The 17,798-nt window shown below is 49.3% G+C and carries 11 protein-coding genes; 8 read left to right on the forward strand and 3 right to left on the reverse strand.

From position 1 onward, the window contains the following. Positions 1-90: 90 nt before the first annotated feature. Positions 91-999 (reverse strand): LysR family transcriptional regulator, encoded by a 909-nt coding sequence (locus QUF18_RS03690; protein WP_289385322.1) that lies wholly within the window; start codon positions 997-999, stop codon positions 91-93. 123 nt (positions 1,000-1,122) lie between these two features. Between QUF18_RS03690 and QUF18_RS03695 the strand changes: the two genes are divergently transcribed. The 4 genes from QUF18_RS03695 (at position 1,123) to QUF18_RS03710 (ending at position 5,645) form a co-directional block, all read left to right on the forward strand. Next, positions 1,123-2,325, forward strand: a complete 1,203-nt coding sequence (locus QUF18_RS03695; protein WP_289385324.1) for a M20 aminoacylase family protein — start codon at positions 1,123-1,125, stop codon at positions 2,323-2,325. Positions 2,326-2,456: 131 nt separating this feature from the next. Beyond that, on the forward strand, positions 2,457-3,767 hold the full coding sequence (locus QUF18_RS03700; protein ID WP_289385326.1) for an MFS transporter: 1,311 nt from the start codon (positions 2,457-2,459) through the stop codon (positions 3,765-3,767). Positions 3,768-3,914: 147 nt separating this feature from the next. Further along, a complete protein-coding gene (locus QUF18_RS03705; RefSeq protein ID WP_289385330.1) occupies positions 3,915-4,847 on the forward strand; it encodes a glutaminase in 933 nt (310 codons plus the stop codon). Positions 4,848-4,985: 138 nt separating this feature from the next. Further along, the gene (locus QUF18_RS03710) at positions 4,986-5,645 is read left to right on the forward strand and encodes a lysozyme inhibitor LprI family protein (RefSeq protein WP_289385333.1); all 660 of its coding nucleotides are present in this window, start codon (positions 4,986-4,988) and stop codon (positions 5,643-5,645) included. A 159-nt stretch (positions 5,646-5,804) separates the two neighbouring features. On the opposite strand, the gene QUF18_RS03715 is transcribed toward QUF18_RS03710, so the two are convergent. Continuing rightward, the gene (locus tag QUF18_RS03715) at positions 5,805-6,791 is read right to left on the reverse strand and encodes a 3'-5' exonuclease (protein ID WP_289385335.1); all 987 of its coding nucleotides are present in this window, start codon (positions 6,789-6,791) and stop codon (positions 5,805-5,807) included. Positions 6,792-7,103: 312 nt separating this feature from the next. Between QUF18_RS03715 and lplAB the strand changes: the two genes are divergently transcribed. Next, entirely contained in the window at positions 7,104-8,159 is a 1,056-nt protein-coding gene (gene lplAB / locus QUF18_RS03720) for a lipoate-protein ligase LplAB (RefSeq protein WP_289385337.1), read from the forward strand. A 60-nt stretch (positions 8,160-8,219) separates the two neighbouring features. Here the strand turns inward: lplAB and QUF18_RS03725 are convergent, their stop codons facing one another. After that, complete coding sequence (locus tag QUF18_RS03725) at positions 8,220-8,423, reverse strand: CsbD family protein (protein ID WP_289385339.1); 204 nt, start codon at positions 8,421-8,423, stop codon at positions 8,220-8,222. A 484-nt stretch (positions 8,424-8,907) separates the two neighbouring features. Here QUF18_RS03725 and QUF18_RS03730 point away from each other — a divergent pair, with 484 nt between their 5' ends. From QUF18_RS03730 to QUF18_RS03740, 3 genes are all read left to right on the forward strand, one after another. Beyond that, positions 8,908-12,228 (forward strand): S41 family peptidase, encoded by a 3,321-nt coding sequence (locus QUF18_RS03730; RefSeq protein WP_289385341.1) that lies wholly within the window; start codon positions 8,908-8,910, stop codon positions 12,226-12,228. Positions 12,229-12,423: 195 nt separating this feature from the next. Continuing rightward, positions 12,424-15,855, forward strand: coding sequence for an autotransporter family protein (locus QUF18_RS03735; protein WP_289385343.1), 3,432 nt, complete (start codon positions 12,424-12,426; stop codon positions 15,853-15,855). A gap of 270 nt (positions 15,856-16,125) precedes the next feature. Then, entirely contained in the window at positions 16,126-17,796 is a 1,671-nt protein-coding gene (locus tag QUF18_RS03740) for a sensor domain-containing diguanylate cyclase (protein WP_289385345.1), read from the forward strand. Positions 17,797-17,798: the final 2 nt, after the last annotated feature.

Here is a 17,798-nt window from a genome sequence, read left to right on the forward strand (position 1 = left end):
GAGATGCTCCGGTTGTAATCAGACGCTTGTGTTACTGAAGAAAAATCATGGAAGGGTCAAGAACGGAAGTTGCTCAAGCGCGTATGGCTGTCAAATCGCACTCCATTCCTCCATTCTCCCGCGGATAAGATGGCGCAGGATCGGAAACATCGGTGGTTGAGAGCGCCCCGACAACCGGATGATCGCAAATTGCGAGGTGTCAGAAACAGGGCGGACAGGCACTTCTACCAGCTGGCCCGATGTTATCAGATCATGTGCGGGAGCGATCACGCCGTAATAAATGGTCTGACTGCTAAGTGTGGTTTGCAGCAAGCCGTCAATCGCATCAGAATGGAACGTGACGCTTTCATCGGGATGCGCCTCCGGCCCGTAGATCGCAATCATATTGCGGATTTGCTCCGGTGCCAGAATTGTCGTTGCCAGCGGCCATGGTCGCAGATCAGAAAATTGCACTTGCTGTTGTTGTAATAAAGGGTGGCCTTGGCTGACAAGGAAACCTGTGCGCAATGCAGGCAACATCTCAATTTGAAGATCAGCTGTTACCGATACACCTCTGATTTCGACCACCAGCATGTCCAGCGTTCTGTCCCGCAGCGCCTGAACCTGCAACGGAATAGACCCGCGCATCAGCAGAATGTGCAGTGACGGATTGGTGGTTGAAAAGCGGCTGAGCAATGGTGCTGTGAGCAGGGCACTCGGCGTCGAGCCTAAGCCAATTCGTATCCGTCCGGCACTGCCTTCATGTTGTTGTTTGACGACACGATAGAGCTCTTCTGTTTCAAACAGAACCCTGCGTGCATGATCTAGAACCACATTGCCAAAAGCGGTCACTTCACAGCGTTTGCCAATGCGGTCGACGAGCTTCATTCCCAGTTCTGATTCCAGTTGCGCAATGCTGCGCGATAAAGCCGGTTGTGTCAGATGGGCATGTTCGGCTGCCCGTGTGAAGGAACCCTTCTCAGCAAGCGCAATAAAATGTCGTAATTGCTGTAGGTTCATGAAATTTTCCTAAATTGATATGCGCTCTATGCATGATTATCAAATTTACTATGCATTGGACAAATGAAAATGCAACTCGTAGCTAACATTGGAAATGGTTTTGAAATCTAGGAGGGTGCAATCATGAACGACATCAGAGCACTGATAGAACGTGATGTTGAGGAATTTACGACGCTTAGGCGCGATCTTCATCAGCACCCGGAACTGGCTTTTCATGAAATCAGAACCGGTGGCATTGTCGCTGATCTTTTAGAGAAGTGGGGCTATACGGTTGAGCGCAATATCGGCACAACCGGTATTGTCGGACAGTTACGCCATGGTGAGGGTTCAGCGGCCATTGGCCTGCGCGCCGATATGGATGCGCTGCCGATTTTGGAAGCGACCGGTTTGCCTTATGCCAGCGTTAATAGTGGTGTGATGCATGCTTGCGGACATGACGGTCACACAACAATGCTGCTCGCTGCTGCGAAGACACTGGCCGAGCGCCGTAATTTCAACGGCACTGTAAATTTGATTTTTCAGCCGGCAGAAGAATATGGCCGTCCGGACAGTGGCGCAGCGCGTATGGTTGCTGACGGTTTGTTTGAAAAATTCCCGTGCGATGCCGTCTTTGGTATTCACAATATGCCGGGTTCTCCGCAAGGCCAGTTGCAATTTTATGACGGGGCGATGATGGCATCGTCCGACAGTGTTTCCATCAAAATTACTGGTCGTGGTGGCCATGGTGCGCAACCGCATACAACGGCAGATCCGATTGTTGCAACTGCCGCTATCGTGATGGCATTGCAGACTGTCGTTGCCCGCAATGTTAATCCGCTGGATGCCGCCGTGGTAACAGTCGGCGTGATGCAGGCAGGTATTGCGAATAATGTGATCCCTGAAAATGCGCGCATTGAACTGACAGTACGCTGCTTCAAACCGGATGTGCGCGATCTCCTTGAGCAGAGAATTCGCGATCTGGTGGCTACGCAGGCACAGAGTCTGGGTGTGAAGGCTGATATTGATTATTGCCGCGGCTATCCCGCCTTGCAGAATTCCACTGAAGAAACAGAGTTCGCACGCGCGATTGGTGAACAATTTGCGGCTGAGGGTAATTTCGTTGCCCAGACCACACCGATGACCGGGAGTGAAGACTTCGCGTTCATGCTTGAGAAGTGCCCGGGTTCATACATTTTCCTCGGCAATGGCGATCAGCCGGGACCAGTCAGCCGTGCGCTGCATAATGACGGCTTTGATTTTAATGACGCGAATATCGTTGAGGGTGCCGCTTATTGGGTTGCTCTGACGGAAGAATTCTTAAACGGCAAAACAGGCCGTAAAAACTAGAGCATTTCCGGTTTATTTTGAACCGCAGGAAATGCTCTATCCATTTGTTTCTACGCGTATATTATTCGAAAACTGCTGCACATTTTTCGGAATACGCTCTAAATATTGACTATATCTGTTGGAGGATAATCATGAGCGCTTCTACCATGCATGCGCCGCATACGGCTTCGGGCAATGTGCCCGAACATGCCGAAAAACCACCGGTTAAGGCTATTGCCGCAGCTGTTGCCGGTAATGCTCTCGAGTTTTACGATTTTATCGTCTACTCTTTCTTTGCCGTTTATATCGGGCAGACCTTCTTCCCGCTTGGCAGTGAAACCGCAAGTCTGCTGGCGTCCGTTGCAGTCTTCGGCGTGGGCTTTTTCACGCGCCCGCTGGGTGGCGTGCTGATTGGTGCATTTGCGGATAAAGCAGGCCGTCGTTCCGCAATGATCCTCACTGTTGCCCTGATTACCGTCGGTACTCTGGGACTTGCAGCAACACCAAGCTATGAAACCATCGGTATTGCGGCACCAATCATCGTGTTGATGTGCCGCCTGTTGCAGGGCTTGGCACTGGGTGGTGAAGTCGGACCGGCATCGGCGATGCTGATTGAATCCGCACCGCGTGAAAAGCGTGGTCTTTATGCCAGCTGGCAGATCGCCAGTCAGGGTATTGCGGTTGTTGCCGGTGGTCTGATGGGTGTTTTAGTTTCGTGGTATCTTCCGCATGAAGATCTGGTGTCATGGGGCTGGCGTATTCCGTTCCTCGTGTCTCTGGCTCTGATCCCGATTGCGATTTATATCCGCCGTGCATTGCCGGAAACACTGGAAAAGCCGAGCGATAAAACCGGCACACAGATCGTGACCTCTGTTTTCACCAACCACACCCGTTATCTGGTGCTAGGTATTCTGGTGATGATCGCGACCACAGTGTCAACACAGGTCGGTAACTATATGACCACCTATGCCATTCAGACATTGAAACTGCCTGCAATTCTTGCGCAAGCCGGAACCGTGCTTGGCGGTACAATGACCTTCATCTTCGCTCTGGTTGCCGGTTATCTTGCGGATAAATATGGCCGTAAGGGCGTAATGATCTGGCCGCGTATTGTGCTGATGATCATTATTATTCCGCTCTTCTTCTGGCTTGCGGAATCTAAAGATCCGGCAGTCCTGCTGCTGGTCACTGCCGCAATTACATTGCTCACTTCCATGACCGGTGCTGCAAGCCTTGTTGCTATTCCGGAAATGATGCCTATCGCATTGCGTGCAACCGGTGTTTCACTGATCTATGCGATCGGCGCGACATTGTTTGGTGGTACAACACAGTTCGTTATCACATGGCTGATTGACATTTTCGGCGCTGTTGCACCGGCCTATTATGTGGTTGCAACCAGTATCATCTCGCTTATTGCGATGTTTATGATGCCGGAAACCCGTAATTTTGACGTTAAACGTTAATAGAGCATGCATTTGAGAATGGACAGAATGGCTGGCATTGTTTAGCCATTCTGTCTCACAAAGCGGCGGTGATGCGGTATAAACGGATCATCGCCGCTTTAATGACTGTTGGTTACGCAAAAGCGGCATCTCAAAGGTGAATAATAGTTGAAACAGCGTTTGCGCGCCGTCCTCGATGAAATCGCGGCTGAACTCAAAGATACCACGATACGGGGCAAAGTCGCCGACTATATCCCGCCGCTTGCGCAGGTTGATCCTGCAAAATTCGGCATTGCGATCATGCTCCATGACGGCACATTGATCTCTGCCGGTGACGCACAAGAAAAATTCTCAATTCAAAGTATTTCTAAAGTCTTTGCTCTGACCTTGGCTCTTGGCAAAAGAGGCGATAGCATTTGGCAACGGGTTGGCCGCGAGCCATCGGGCGATCCCTTTAACTCCAGCATTTTGCTGGAACTGGAAAAGGGACTGCCGCGGAATCCGTTCATCAATGCCGGTGCGATTGTTATTTCAGACATTTTGCTCAGTTCTCATCAGCCACGCGAAACCATTGGCGAGATTGTACGCTTTGTTCAGTCGATTGCCGAGGATGATGATATCTATATTGATGAGGTGGTTGCAAAGGCTGAAGACCGCACCGGTTTCAATAATGCAGCGCTTGCAAATCTGCTGAAGGCCAATAAAAATCTCGACAATCTGCCCCCTCATGTTTTGGGGGTTTACCATCACCAATGTGCCTTGGCGATGTCTTGTGAGCAGCTTGCCCGTGCGGGGCTGTTTCTCTCTGCGTCCGGTCGTAATCCGGTCAGCAATCATCGTATTGTGAGCGTTGAACGTGCGCTGCGTATTAATGCGCTGATGATGACCTGCGGTCACTATGACGGTTCAGGCGATTTTGCATTTCGTGTTGGTGTGCCTGCCAAAAGCGGAGTGGGCGGCGGTATTCTCGCAATCGTGCCCGGTGTTTCATCGGTTGCCGTGTGGTCGCCCGGACTAAACCAGCATGGCAACTCACTGCTCGGCACCCGCGCTTTGGAACTGCTGTGCCGCCGTATGGGGTGGTCGGTTTTCGGGCGATAATATTGTAGAGAAATAATTATTTATTGTTTTCTGTCGCTGGCGTAGCGTAATGAAGTATCTCATTTTTACAAATTTGTTACTGATCAAACCTATGCATGGTCGTTGCAGAACAAAATACCGAGAGGGAAAATGTTTCATATGAATTATCGCGTTGTCTTATGTGCCGCTTTAGGCGTTTTCACACTTTCTCATGCACCGGCATTTGCGCAGGCAGGCTTTGATTGCGCTAAAGCTTCGACAATGACGGAAAAAGCAATTTGTGCTTCGCCCGATGTCGCTGAAGCAGATCGTGCTATGTCCATTGCCTATAAGGAGCTTATTAAACGCGTTGACCCTGTATTAAAGGAAGCGCTTCAGGTCGATCAGGCCGAATTTATTAAGCTGCGCGCTGAAGCCTTTGAAAGCCATCTGGCCAATGAGGCTATGAGGCAAGAAAGCTTGCTGTACAGGACAGAAACGCGCGCAGAATTTCTCAACTGGATAGCGGTTACAGATAGTGTTTCTCTTGAAGGCACATGGAGAAACGTATGGGGTCTTATTAAAGTCGAGAAAAAAGCCTCTGGCAAACTTGCCGTGAATGTTGACGTTGCGGATCAGGCAAATGGCAGCTGGGTGTGCAGTTTTGAGGGTGAGCTTGAACAAAAATCAGCAACTGAGGCAAAATTTAAAGGTGAGGGCGGTCCTCTGATCCTGCAGCTGAAGGGAGCAACCCTTAATATTCCGACGCCTTTTTGTGATGCCTCTACATCAGGAGGTTTTGGCACAGCCGCCGGTAGTTATTTCCGCGTTGGCGAATAACGGAAATCTGTCTTCTTGATGCTGTTGTTCTTATTGGAGCATCAAGAAGACGTAAAACCGATTAGCTGATTTGAGCGTTCTAAACGCATTGCTCAACACAGCTTGATCGTAAGAACTATGTTGAAAGGCTATAGCGCAATCATACAGCGCAGGCTTGTTTTATTTTTTATAACGCTCAACCGCTGTTAGTTTGACGGATAATGGCTCAGCATCTTTCCAGCGATAAATCTCTGTTTTCAGATAATGTAACTCACTCTCATAATCGCTTTCGTCAACCTCAATCCACCACGCCTTGGGGCGCGCGTCGCTGCCGTCTGACCACCTGTAGCCTCTTTTCTTGAGATGATCTTTTAAATCAAAAGGGCTGTTTTCTGCATAAATGCGTATGCGGGATTTGCGGCTTGATTTGAGCAGTTCACTAAACGGAACTGTGTTGGCACCACCGGCTGGCCGTGCAAGCACTTCGAGCAGAGCATGGCAGTCGTCTGTCGCGCGATGCCCGTTATGAAACAGGCCGGCCTGCCCAACCAGATATCCTAGCTTGCTGCCCTCAAAGCCGAAGGCGGCCCATTGTATTTCGGCTACTGAACATGCCCAGGCTTTTGTAACAAAAACAGGGGAGAGCTTTTCGCAGAAGGGTCTGTCAAAGCGGGCATTATGCGCGATGATCAAATCTGCTGGTTCAACCATATTTTTCAGCGCTTCAAGATCCAGAGACTGTCCCTGTACCATTTCATTGGTAATGCCTGTGATGCGGGTTATTTCTGCGGGGATCTGGATTGATGGTTGTTGTAAGCCGCTAAATACACCAACAACATCGCCTAAAGCCCCGTCATCACTATAGGTAAAGGCGACAGCACCGACCTCAATAACCTGATCCGTTGCATGATCCAGTCCTGTCGTTTCCGTGTCGATCAGAACGGCAAGCTTGTCAAACTGACTATCAGCTCTGTTGATAATGTTGCGGGGTACCAGTTTGCGCAGAATGCGGAAACGACCCGTTTGCTCTAATTGGCGTGCCAGGGTCTCTTCTTCACTGTCTTGCTTAGGCTTACGCTTCGCTGGAGAGGCAACGACCGGAGAGGCAGGAGTCGGATGTTCAGTTTGCGTTTCAAACATATCAAACTGGCTGGAATTCGAACTCATGCTGCTGACTTTCATGCGGGAGAGGCAATGATACTCTGTGAAACTCTTGTCATATTCCACCAGAGTCCTGTTTCAAACTGATCCACTTATCAGGATTTGTGCGGAACAACGCTTACAATTGTAGTGATATCTTCTTTAGTCGCAAATGAATTATTAAAATGTGTTGATGCTGTTCAATTGCTCAAGGATCGACCTTCACTGCGATCCTCTGTAGGACTATCTGAAAGCAAATCGTGTGAAAATTTAACTGGATAGTTCCCTCTTTGTTAAATACACAAAATGCGGTTCATTTTCTCTCTTCAGCAAGGTTTTATGAAAATGCATGGTGAATACAAGGTCCACGGTGGTAAGCTGGTCGTTATTGATCTGGAAGTTCAGGACAACAAACTGCATGAGGTTCAGGTTGCCGGTGACTTCTTCCTCGAACCGGCAGAAGCCCTTGATGATATAAGAAATGCATTGAACGGTTTGTCTGTCACATCTTCTGCAGAAGAAATTGCCGGCGCTGTCAGAAAAGGACTGCGACCTGATGCTTTCATGATCGGTTTCAGCCCTGAGGCCGTTGCTATTGCTGTTCGCCGTGCGCTTGGCGTTGCCAGAACGTGGCGCGATTATGAATGGCAGATTATTGATATTCCACCTTTGTCACCAGCGATGCATCTGGCACTGGATGAAGTTTTGGCACGTGAGGTCGCCTCCGGTCGCCGTGCGCCGACCTTGCGTTTTTGGGAATGGGAGCGTCCGTCGATCATCATTGGTGCGTTTCAGTCGCTGCGTAATGAAGTGGATATGGATGCAGCCAAAGAAATGGGCGTGGAGACCGTTCGTCGTGTCACCGGTGGCGGTGCCATGTTTGTTGAGCCGGGAAATACGATTACCTATTCTCTTTATGCGCCGGGTGATCTGGTGCGCGATATGAGTTTTGCAGACTCCTATGCATTCCTTGATGAATGGGTATTAAAATCGCTGAACTCTCTCGGCGTGGATGCGTTTTATAAACCACTCAACGATATTTCGAGTTCAAAAGGCAAGATCGGCGGCGCTGCGCAAAAGCGTTATTCAGGCGGTACAGTTCTGCATCATGTCACCATGGCATACGATATGGATGCTGATAAAATGGTGAAAGTTTTACGCATCGGCCGTGAGAAACTTTCAGACAAAGGAACGGCAAGTGCAGTGAAGCGTGTTGACCCTGTTCGCAGCCAGACGGGCTTGCCGCGCCGTGAAGTCATTGATCGTATGACGGAAATGTTTGTTTCGCTTAATGGTGGTGTCAGCGGGACAATTACACCAGAAGAATTTGCCGCTGCTGAGCAACTCGTTGCGGAAAAATTCTCAACTGAAAAATGGTTGCATCATATTCCGTAATTGGCACATGATATTTGTTGGTAAAAAGTAAAAGCTCCCGAATAGGGAGCTTTTTTAAAATTACCATTCTTGCCGGTTGTACCAATTATCAATATCTTTTTTAACACGGTCTTTTTCGATGCCGTAGCGTTCCTGAATTTTTCCTTCAAGCTGCTCACGCCGACCATTGACTTCATCAATGTCATCATCAGTAAGCTTGCCCCACTGCTCTTTGACCTTACCTTTGAACTGTTTCCAATTACCTTCAACTCTGTTCCAATCCATTGGATTCTCCTTCGTTTTATGGTGTTGGTACACTTAGCTAACGATGCAAAAGCGAAATGGTTCAAATTAAATTTGATATTTGAGATTGCCGGTTCATCATGGAGCAGAAGTTTTACTTCGCCATTTCTTTCATGAATGGCGACTGTGCCAACTGAACATGATATTCGCAGAAAGCGCACTGATTTTCGGTTTCTGAGGGTGGTCAATGAAATGGCAGACGTGTTGCGACCCATCGGGTCGCGTTAATTTAATCTTCAAAACGACAATGACGTTGGTCATTTCACCGGAGAGGATCAGTGCTGCATAGATAAAATCATCTGCGCACGATCAAATGTATTTTTATCATAATTACCAAATTTCAGTGATGGCTTTTTCTAATATTCTACTCTTTTATATTCTGCGATAGATCTTGTAAGGCAAAGGGGCGGATTAATGAAATTAGCATCTGCATTCGTCTTAACATGAAATTCTGAGGGGGATAATCATGGGCAAGCGCGGGCTGATCGTCTTCGCCGCATTTCTGACGCTGGCAGGTGCCGCGGGCAGTCAGGCAATAGCTGACTTTACCGGTGAACCGGCGCGCTGGATTCAAAATCCGGCGCTTTCGCCAGATGGTACGCTGATTGCTTTCACGCATCGCGGGCAGGTTTTTCTGACGGACAATGATGGTGGTTTGTCGGTGCCAGTGTCGCCTGCGGATGCCTATAGTCATAGTGTTGTCTGGGCGCCGGATTCCAAGCGGCTTGCCTTTGCGTCTGATGTGAATGGCGATGATGATGTTTATCTTGCGGATTTCTCAGGAAAACTGCAACGCATGACCTATTCATCAGCAAAGGAGATACCGACCAGCTTTTCACCCGATGGCAAGACTGTGCTGTTTACAGCAGTCCGGTTGGGGGATGCAAAACGCAGTGTACAGGCGGCATTGAGCTGGCGGCCGCAACTTTATGCTGTCGATACTAAAAGTGGTCGTGAGCGATTGGTGCTGCCGAATTATGCAAGTGAGGCAAGCTGGAATAAGGATCAGACAAAGCTTGTTTACAGCTATGACCCATCGGCCGATCCGGCTGAACGTCAGCATCGTGTTGCAGCCAATGCGCGTCAATTATGGTTCTATAATCCGGCGGGCGATAAATATGACCGTCTCTTTGAGGTTGACGGTGTTGACCGGCATGATCCGCATTGGAGTGCGGACGGCAAGTTCCTTTACTATCTCTCAGAGGCGTCTGGTTGGCTGAACGTCTGGCAGTATGATCTGAAGACCGGTCAAGAGAGACAGCTGACCCGTCTTGAAGGATCGCCGGTACGGGATTTGTCTGTAGCGGATGACGGCACCATTGCCTTCTCCTTTAAAGGGCAGGTGCAGGTATTGGCAGCTGGTAGCGATAAACCGGAAGTGGTGGACATCAACACGCTGGAGCAGGGGATGAACCATCTCCCCAATTACGAAGCTATATCCAGTCAGGACTTTCAGTCCTCACCGGATGGCAAGCATTTTGCTTTGATTGCCAATACAGATGTATTTCTGATCGATCTCAAAGGGAACTACCGCCAACTGACCAATACAGCGGGCGAAGAGCGGGATATTACGTTTTCTCCGGACGGCAAGTGGCTGGTTTATGCGGCGCTGCGCAACCATAAATGGGGTATTTATGGGGTTGATCTGTCGGAAGATCAGCAAAGCGGCAAACTGGGATTGTCCCATCAGGAAGTGCCACTTGTTGTCGCCGATAAAAGCAATGCACTTGATCCAAAATTCTCTCCCGATGGCAGCAAACTGGCATTTTGGTCAGATCGCCGCGAGGTCAAAGTTCTTGATTTAGCCAGTGGCAAGATCACTGCATTATATCGTGAGAGTGATTATAATTCCGATTATTTTGATAAGGGCGGAGAATTCAGCTGGTCGCCGACATCAAAAGACTTGTTGGTGCCTTGGCGTACAATTGATGGCACGGTGCTGAACAGAGTGGCAATTGTGCCTGCCGATGGCAGTTCTCCTATGCAGCCATTGCCGGCGATGGTTCCCAATTTTTACAACGGCTTCTGGAGTGCTGACGGTACGCAGCTTATTGGCTCTACGACCCTTTATACTTCGCGCAGTGCGGATAATTTTCACGCAGACGCTAATCTTGATCTATACCGGATTTTTCTGTCTTCTCAGGCGCGGCAGGATTATATCGCTGCCCTGAGTAATCCTGCTGATCCCGATAGTGGCGGTGAGGCGGCCAAGCGGGAAATTACCCGCTATGTACCGGATCGTCAGCGCACGAGCCTGCTTGAAGGTCGTCTGACGACCAATTTGCCGAAACCGGAGATATTGACGAATGCACCGGACGGGAAAAATCTGCTCGCCATTTTGACTGGAGATCAGCATCTGGCAGTCAATTTGATCAGCCTTGATAAAGGCGAGTTGCAGGAAGTGACTAAGATCCCTGTTGCAGAGCCTGAACAGATACAATTCATCAGCTATAATGATGCCTTGCAGACTGTCGATATAAAAATGCCGAAGCAGATTATTCGTGTTTCCGTTAGTGATCCGGCACAAAGACTTGAAATACCACTCAATATTTTATTTACCCGCAATGAGGATGCAGCATTGGTTGCGGCTTTTGAACAGGCATGGGCGGATGTGAATGACAGGTATTATGATGCCGTCCATGAAAACCGCGACTGGCAGAAAATTGGTACGCAATACCGCGCTTATTTGCCTTCTATTGCAGGCCGCCGCGATCTTGAACGACTGTTGGCGTCGATGTTCGGTGAGTTGTCAGCATCTCATTTATTTACATCAGTGACTGGTCAAAATCCTGCACTTGTGGGTATGGGGACGCAAAATGATGCACTCGGTATTTACTGGGATGACAGCTATACCGGAGCGGGGAGGAAGATTGCTGCAATTCTTCCGGGCGGACCGATGGATCAGCAGAATTTCGGTATTGGTACAGGCGACATTGTTATCTCTATTAACGGCCAAGCTATTCCCGAGGCGGGCGGTATTGCACGTCTGCTTGATGTTAATGCCGGACGACAGGTTGTCGTCGGTATCACCAATGGCAAGGCTGGCAAGGAGCGTTTTGTAGAGGTTACGCCAATTGGCTGGCGTGATGAGTTGATTTTATCCAGCAGGTATTTAAGCGATAAGCGTCGTGCAATGGTCAGCCAGTTGTCCCGCCAATGTGTTGCCTACCAATATATGGATGCGATGGATAATGAAAATTACCTGTCGTTGCTTGGCACTTTGTCATCGCAAAGGGGATTGGCCAAAGCAGCGCTGATTGATGTGCGTTCAAATACCGGCGGTAACCTGACACGCGAACTGGTCACAATGCTCAATGGCAAGCCTGCCTTCAGCTATGGTGTGGACGGACGTGCCCGTAATTTCGGACCGGATAATGTTTGGTTATGGCCGAGTGCGGTTCTGGTCGATAGTTTCAGCTATTCTGATGGTTCGATCTTTCCGCAGGCCTATCAGGATCAGAAAATTGGCAAGCTTATCGGCGATGTCGTTCTGAATACCGGCACAGCGGTAACAACAGTAAACAGTAAGGTTTTGCCTGGTTTGCAATATCGCTTTCCTGTCTTGCCTTATCGCCATGTCGACGGACGCAAATATGAGAATGAGGTGATTACACCGGATATTGTTGTCCCGTTTGATCCAAACCGGTTCAGCATGGATACCGACCCGCAACTGGAAGCAGCCGTTGCTTCGCTGATGCAGCAATTCGGTTCTGACAGCGATTGCCGCAATGAGATGCCAGCGGAGCGCCCTGCCGAAGTTAAGGCAAAGCCTGCCATCAAAAAATGACGTTTAAACAGAATTTATATCTGTTTGACGGCAAGTTTATTACGAAAACACCCAGTTTAAGGGATAGCGCATTTTCCGGCTTCGTTTCATAGGTGGATAGAGAAACTGTTTTAGTTGTGGGTATTTGAGCGACCTTTGTGTGCCAGGTCTGGCACACGGTGCTCTGATTTGTGCCGGTTTGGTATGGGGAAAATAATGACATCCAGATTAATCGCTATGCTGACCATGTCAACTTGTCTGTCTACCGGTCTTCTTTACGGAGCAATGGTTAACCCAGCTAGCGCGATCACCCCTTATGTTGTTAAGGATCCACAGGGCAATCCCTTTATTCAGTTACGTTTTTTTAATGTGGGCGATGGTTTTTATGGTGATAATGCCCAATCAACCTGGAATTTGAGTGATTTACATAAAAGACAGATTATCGATGCGACACAATATTGGTCGGAACTTATTAAATTGGTTCCGGGGGGAAATCCGGCCATACTTAATGTAGGTACAGTTACTGGCCCTTACGGGGCCGCCGCCTTAAGCCATAATGCCACTATGCAGGATGGTGCCCCGACGACAGTGCAAGCGGCATTGACCAATCAATATTATACGAACCTGAGTTATGGTTCCCATGGCTATATTATGGTTGCGGACAAAGTCGGCACGATGGACTGGTCGGAAGCTCCATATACGCCATCCCATATAACGCTGACCGGTGAAACATCACTCGGCACCGTGCTTATTCATGAAATCGGCCATGCTCTTGGCATTTCTTCAAATGCCTACAGTTGGATAGATGAAGACAAAGATCGAGTTGCAGTATTTTACGGGGGCTTCGATATCTGGAGCGCGCATTTGCGCGACGATAACGACAATGCAGCAAGACCAAATCAAGAGATATTGTGCAAAGACTGTGTCGTTGATTCAGTAGATGATGCCTTTGATGTCCGGAAAGATCAGGCCTATTTTACCGGTACGTATGTGAGTGAAGTACTGAATGGGGCGATGAAGGGTCTGCCTATGCGTGTTGCCACGGATTATGGCGACCATGATTCACCTTTATTCAGCCATATCGAGTTGAAAAATGGCTTGATGAGCCATCAATATTATCGCAATTACAGCACCTTGATGGAAGCCGAACTCGCAGCGTTGCAGGATATTGGCTACACGATTGACCGGCGCAATTTTTATGGAAATTCCGTTTATGGTGATGAGCTGACCATAATCAATAATAACCCATATTTTGCACGAAACGCCGAAGGCACTGCTTACATCGCTAACACCTATAATACTGCCACTTTGGGTTTAGGGCTGCATGTCTATGGTAGTCATAACACCATTACCCAGAGTGCAGATTTACTGTCCGCCGGTGCTGGCGGTGGTGGTATTCGTGTTGATGGTGAAGGCAATAATCTGATTATTGCACCTGATGTGCGGGTCTATGTTGATGGTGCGAATGGCCGTGGTATTATGTTTGCCTATGGTAAGGACCACACCTTAACCCATCGCGGTGATGTGCAGGCGCTGGGTGAAAACGGTATCGCAGTCAGTTTTGACTTTGGCCATAATGCACGTGGCGATGCGACCGGCTATCGGGGTTCCTATATTCTCTCTACACACGAGAGCACGCCTGAGAAAGACGCACTCATCTGGTCAGAACTGAACGGAGCTTTGGTTTCAAACTTTGACCTGACTGGACGTGTGGCCGGTAAAAAAGCTGCAATTTTTATGTCCAAGAATGCCTATGTTGAGGATATCAACATTATGCAGGGCGCCAGTATAATCGGTAATATTATTTCCGATTACGCAGAGCTTGATGAGGATAATAATCTGCGTTTGACCCAACTGCGCTTCGGTTCGAAGGCCGACAGTCAAGGGCTAGTCACGTCTCAGGCCGATGAAAATTTCAGGATCAGCTATGCTGATGATATTGTCGGGAAAAACATCTCCTTGCAGTTCTCAGGTGGCAACTCTGTCCTGACCGGTGATCATGATCTCTATGAAGTCATTGTGAACAAAGGCACGACATTGGCAGGGGGTGGCGAGTACACGATCGCTAATGGGCGTTATTTTACCAATCATGGTACGGTTTATTCATCTCTGATTGGCGGTGCAATTACCGTTAATGGCGATTATACGCAGAGCCAAGATGGACGGATACAATTTGCCTTTAACAACGAAAAACAGATCAGTAGTCTGATTATAGATGGCCATGCGGATCTTGATGGGACAATAGCTTTTGCACCGGTGCAGGGTTTTTATCAAAACGGCTTTACGATCACTTCTGATCAATGGCTGCAGGCGAATGCGATCAATGGCGGATTTACGGACGTCTCAACCACGCTCGCATCGCCGACACTCAGTGCGACGGTGACTACTAATGATCCGCTGAGCTATACAATTGTCTTAAACCGACAAGATGATGCTTATTCCCAATATGCTGATAATAAAAATGGTTATGGGGTGGGCGCGGCGATTGACGCTGCTGCGCGGCAGGGCATTGCAAGCTTGCATGATGTCATTGCAGCAATGGATTTTTCTGCGGCCGATGGCTCGGATATTCGGTCAGCGCTGCCGCTATTGTCTGGTGAGGCATATGCTTCGGCTGCAGGTGTATTAGCCAATGCGAGTGGTGCCACGCGCTCTGCTGTCAATAACCGTCTGCAACAGGCTTTTGGTGGCACAGTTTCGACTGCTGTTTCCGTTATGAGTTTCGCACCTGCCGCGCAACAGAAAGCGGCTGCCAGCGCTATTCAGGCATTTGCACCTGAGGCAATCAGCAAGGGCGATTTGAGCCGTTATACAGCTTGGGGCTCTGTCTATGGCAGCTGGGCAAGCCAGTCCGGTGATGGCAATGCAGCGCGCACAAAATCAACGCTCGGCGGTTTCACAACCGGTATTGATACGGCGGTTTATGATAATTGGCGGCTGGGTGTACTGGCTGGATACAGCCGGTCAACTTTTAAGACCGGAGAGCGCGGCGCTTCCGGCTCCAGCGATAATTATACACTCGGTGCTTATAGCGGAACAGAATGGGCTATTGCAGGTGGAACTGTCGGGTTACGCTCAGGTCTGGCCTATTCATGGCATAATGTGGAGATGAGCCGCTCGGTCGCTTTCGCGGATTTCAGCGACAAACTATCTGCTGATTATCATGCAGGCACGTTCCAGATTTTTGGTGAGGCAGGATATAAGCTCAATATAGACGAGCGTTCACTCATCGAGCCTTACGCCAATCTTGCCTATGTCCGTGTTCGTACAGATGGTTTTGATGAAAAAGGTTCGAATGGCGCAGCATTGTCAGTCCGCTCCGGCTCAATGGATACAACAGCCTCAACGCTAGGCATGCGTGTTTCAACGGGCTTTGATCTTAGTGGTCTGATGACCACTGCGCGTGCCGATCTTGGCTGGCGTCATACCTATGGTGATGTCATCCCAGCAGCAACAGCCGGTTTTGTGGGGACTGCCAATAGTTTCACCTCGTTCGGAACCTCACTTGCGCGTGATACAGCGCTGATAGAAACCGGTTTTGATATGCAGCTTAATCCGGCCACGATCCTCGGTCTCACATATCAGGGACAATTCGGCTCGGGGTATACCCAGAACAGTGTAAATGCTAATCTGAGTGTGAAGTTTTAAGTCGGCTAAATGCAGCCTGATTGCATAAATCTTATGGCTGCAAGTGGAGCCGCAGGCAGATACGTTGATGTCATCACGTTCTCTTTTCGAGGCGCAGCAGCAGCTCACAAACCAATTGGTGCTGGCTTTGACCGATCTCTCTTTTTGAGGGCTATAGGAGGCACCCTTTTTACGGGGATTAACGGCATCAAAAGCTTTTCGCTGTAACGAGAGGTGATGACTTCGAGTGCACTCCGAAAAAGATTTTTGACCGCATTTTTACTGTGGCTGATGTTGACGCTCTTTAGCGCTGCATCAGCTGGAGCTGCGGATTCACTCGATATCCGTAGCGCCTGTTGGGCATCCGGCAGTTTGTCGGAAGACATCATTACAGTGGCACGGCAAGAAGAACGCTGGTCGTGCGGTGGTCGCGAATTCTCTATTCATGCTGAACGTGTGCTGCTCCGTTTTGACGTTGCGGCTGATGATGTCCTGCCCCGATATTTGTTTTCAAGGCGGAGCGCACTTGAGGCCGTGCATCTGTTCGTCTTCGACAGGGACGGTTCGGTTCGCCAAAATAGAATTCCTGCTTCTGCGCTGGCCAGTTCAATAATGGGCGGCTACTTCAAGGCTTCCCTGCCGGAGGTGACGCGCCAGACACGGCAGATTATCGTTGCGATTGATATGCCGAGCCATACTATGACTCTAGAGAGAGCATATCTTGCCGCGACAGATGCGGTTGATGGTACGGGTGATACGCGTTTTTTAATTGTTTTGGCAGGGCTTGCGGGCATGCTTGTTATGCCCTTAATTTTTAACGCAGCGTTTTACCGGATTTTGCGTGAACCCTTTGTGCTCTGGCATTCAGCGCTCACACTGTCGCTGTTGATGACTATTCTTGTCTCATCCGGCCTTTCGGTTATACTTTTTGACCCGCCTGCTATGGCATTGAGCTGGATGACCACGCTGATCTTCGGGCTGACAGTCGGGGCAGGGGCTATGTTTACCTATAGCTTCATCGAACCGGGTCTGATGCATCCGATTTTACGGCGTTTGTTACCCTATTGCGCGCTATGGGCAATGTCTCTGAGTATGTTCCATGCGGCATTTCCCTTTGTTGCGCGTTCTGCACAGACAAGCGCATATACGGCGGCTTTCGCACCGGTTCTGGCTATTTTTATTGTGTCGATGATTGATGCATTACGTCGGGGGAGCCGTGCCGCGAGGTTTCAGGCTATAGGCTACACCCCGATCGTTTTGGTCGGGTTGATCCGCTTGGTAACCGGTATCGTTCCGGGCTTGCAGAGCAACGATGCCATGCTTTTGTTCTACATTGGTTGCGTATGCGAAGTCCTTTTCACGACACTGGGTGTGGCAGAGCGTTTTGTGACTATGAAGCGCGAGAGAGACCGCGCACGTGATGAAGCCGAGTTGCTTGAACGACTGTCTGAAACAGACCCGCTAACGGGCTTATTTAATCGGCGAGCCATTGAACGTCAGTTCAATCAACTTAGAGCTGAAGGTTTTGACGCGCTGGCTGTCATAGACATAGATCATTTCAAGACGATCAATGATCGCAACGGCCATGGTGTCGGAGATGAGGTGCTCAAGTCTGTGGCCAGTGCACTCCAGACAGGTCCGACTGTTCGCGCATATCGCCTTGGCGGTGAAGAATTCGTACTTCTTTTGTGTGGCTCGGATGCTGAGCTACAGGCTGAACTGCGGCGTCAGGCAATTCCGGTGGTGGTTGCTCAAACAGTCTCAGGACTCGCATGGCCGGTGACTGCCAGTATGGGCTTCGCTAATCTGGCTGGAAATGAGAGTTTTGCGAGGCTTTATGAACGCGCCGACAAGCTGCTTTATGAAGCGAAAAGCGCGGGAAGAAATCGAAGTGCAAACGAGACGAAATCGTCATTTAACGGCTTGCCGGATGACGGGGAGATGATCCTGAGGACAGATTAGTC

The organism is Pseudochrobactrum kiredjianiae, assembly GCF_030362795.1.
In the GTDB taxonomy this organism is placed as follows: Bacteria; Pseudomonadota; Alphaproteobacteria; order Rhizobiales; family Rhizobiaceae; genus Pseudochrobactrum; species Pseudochrobactrum kiredjianiae.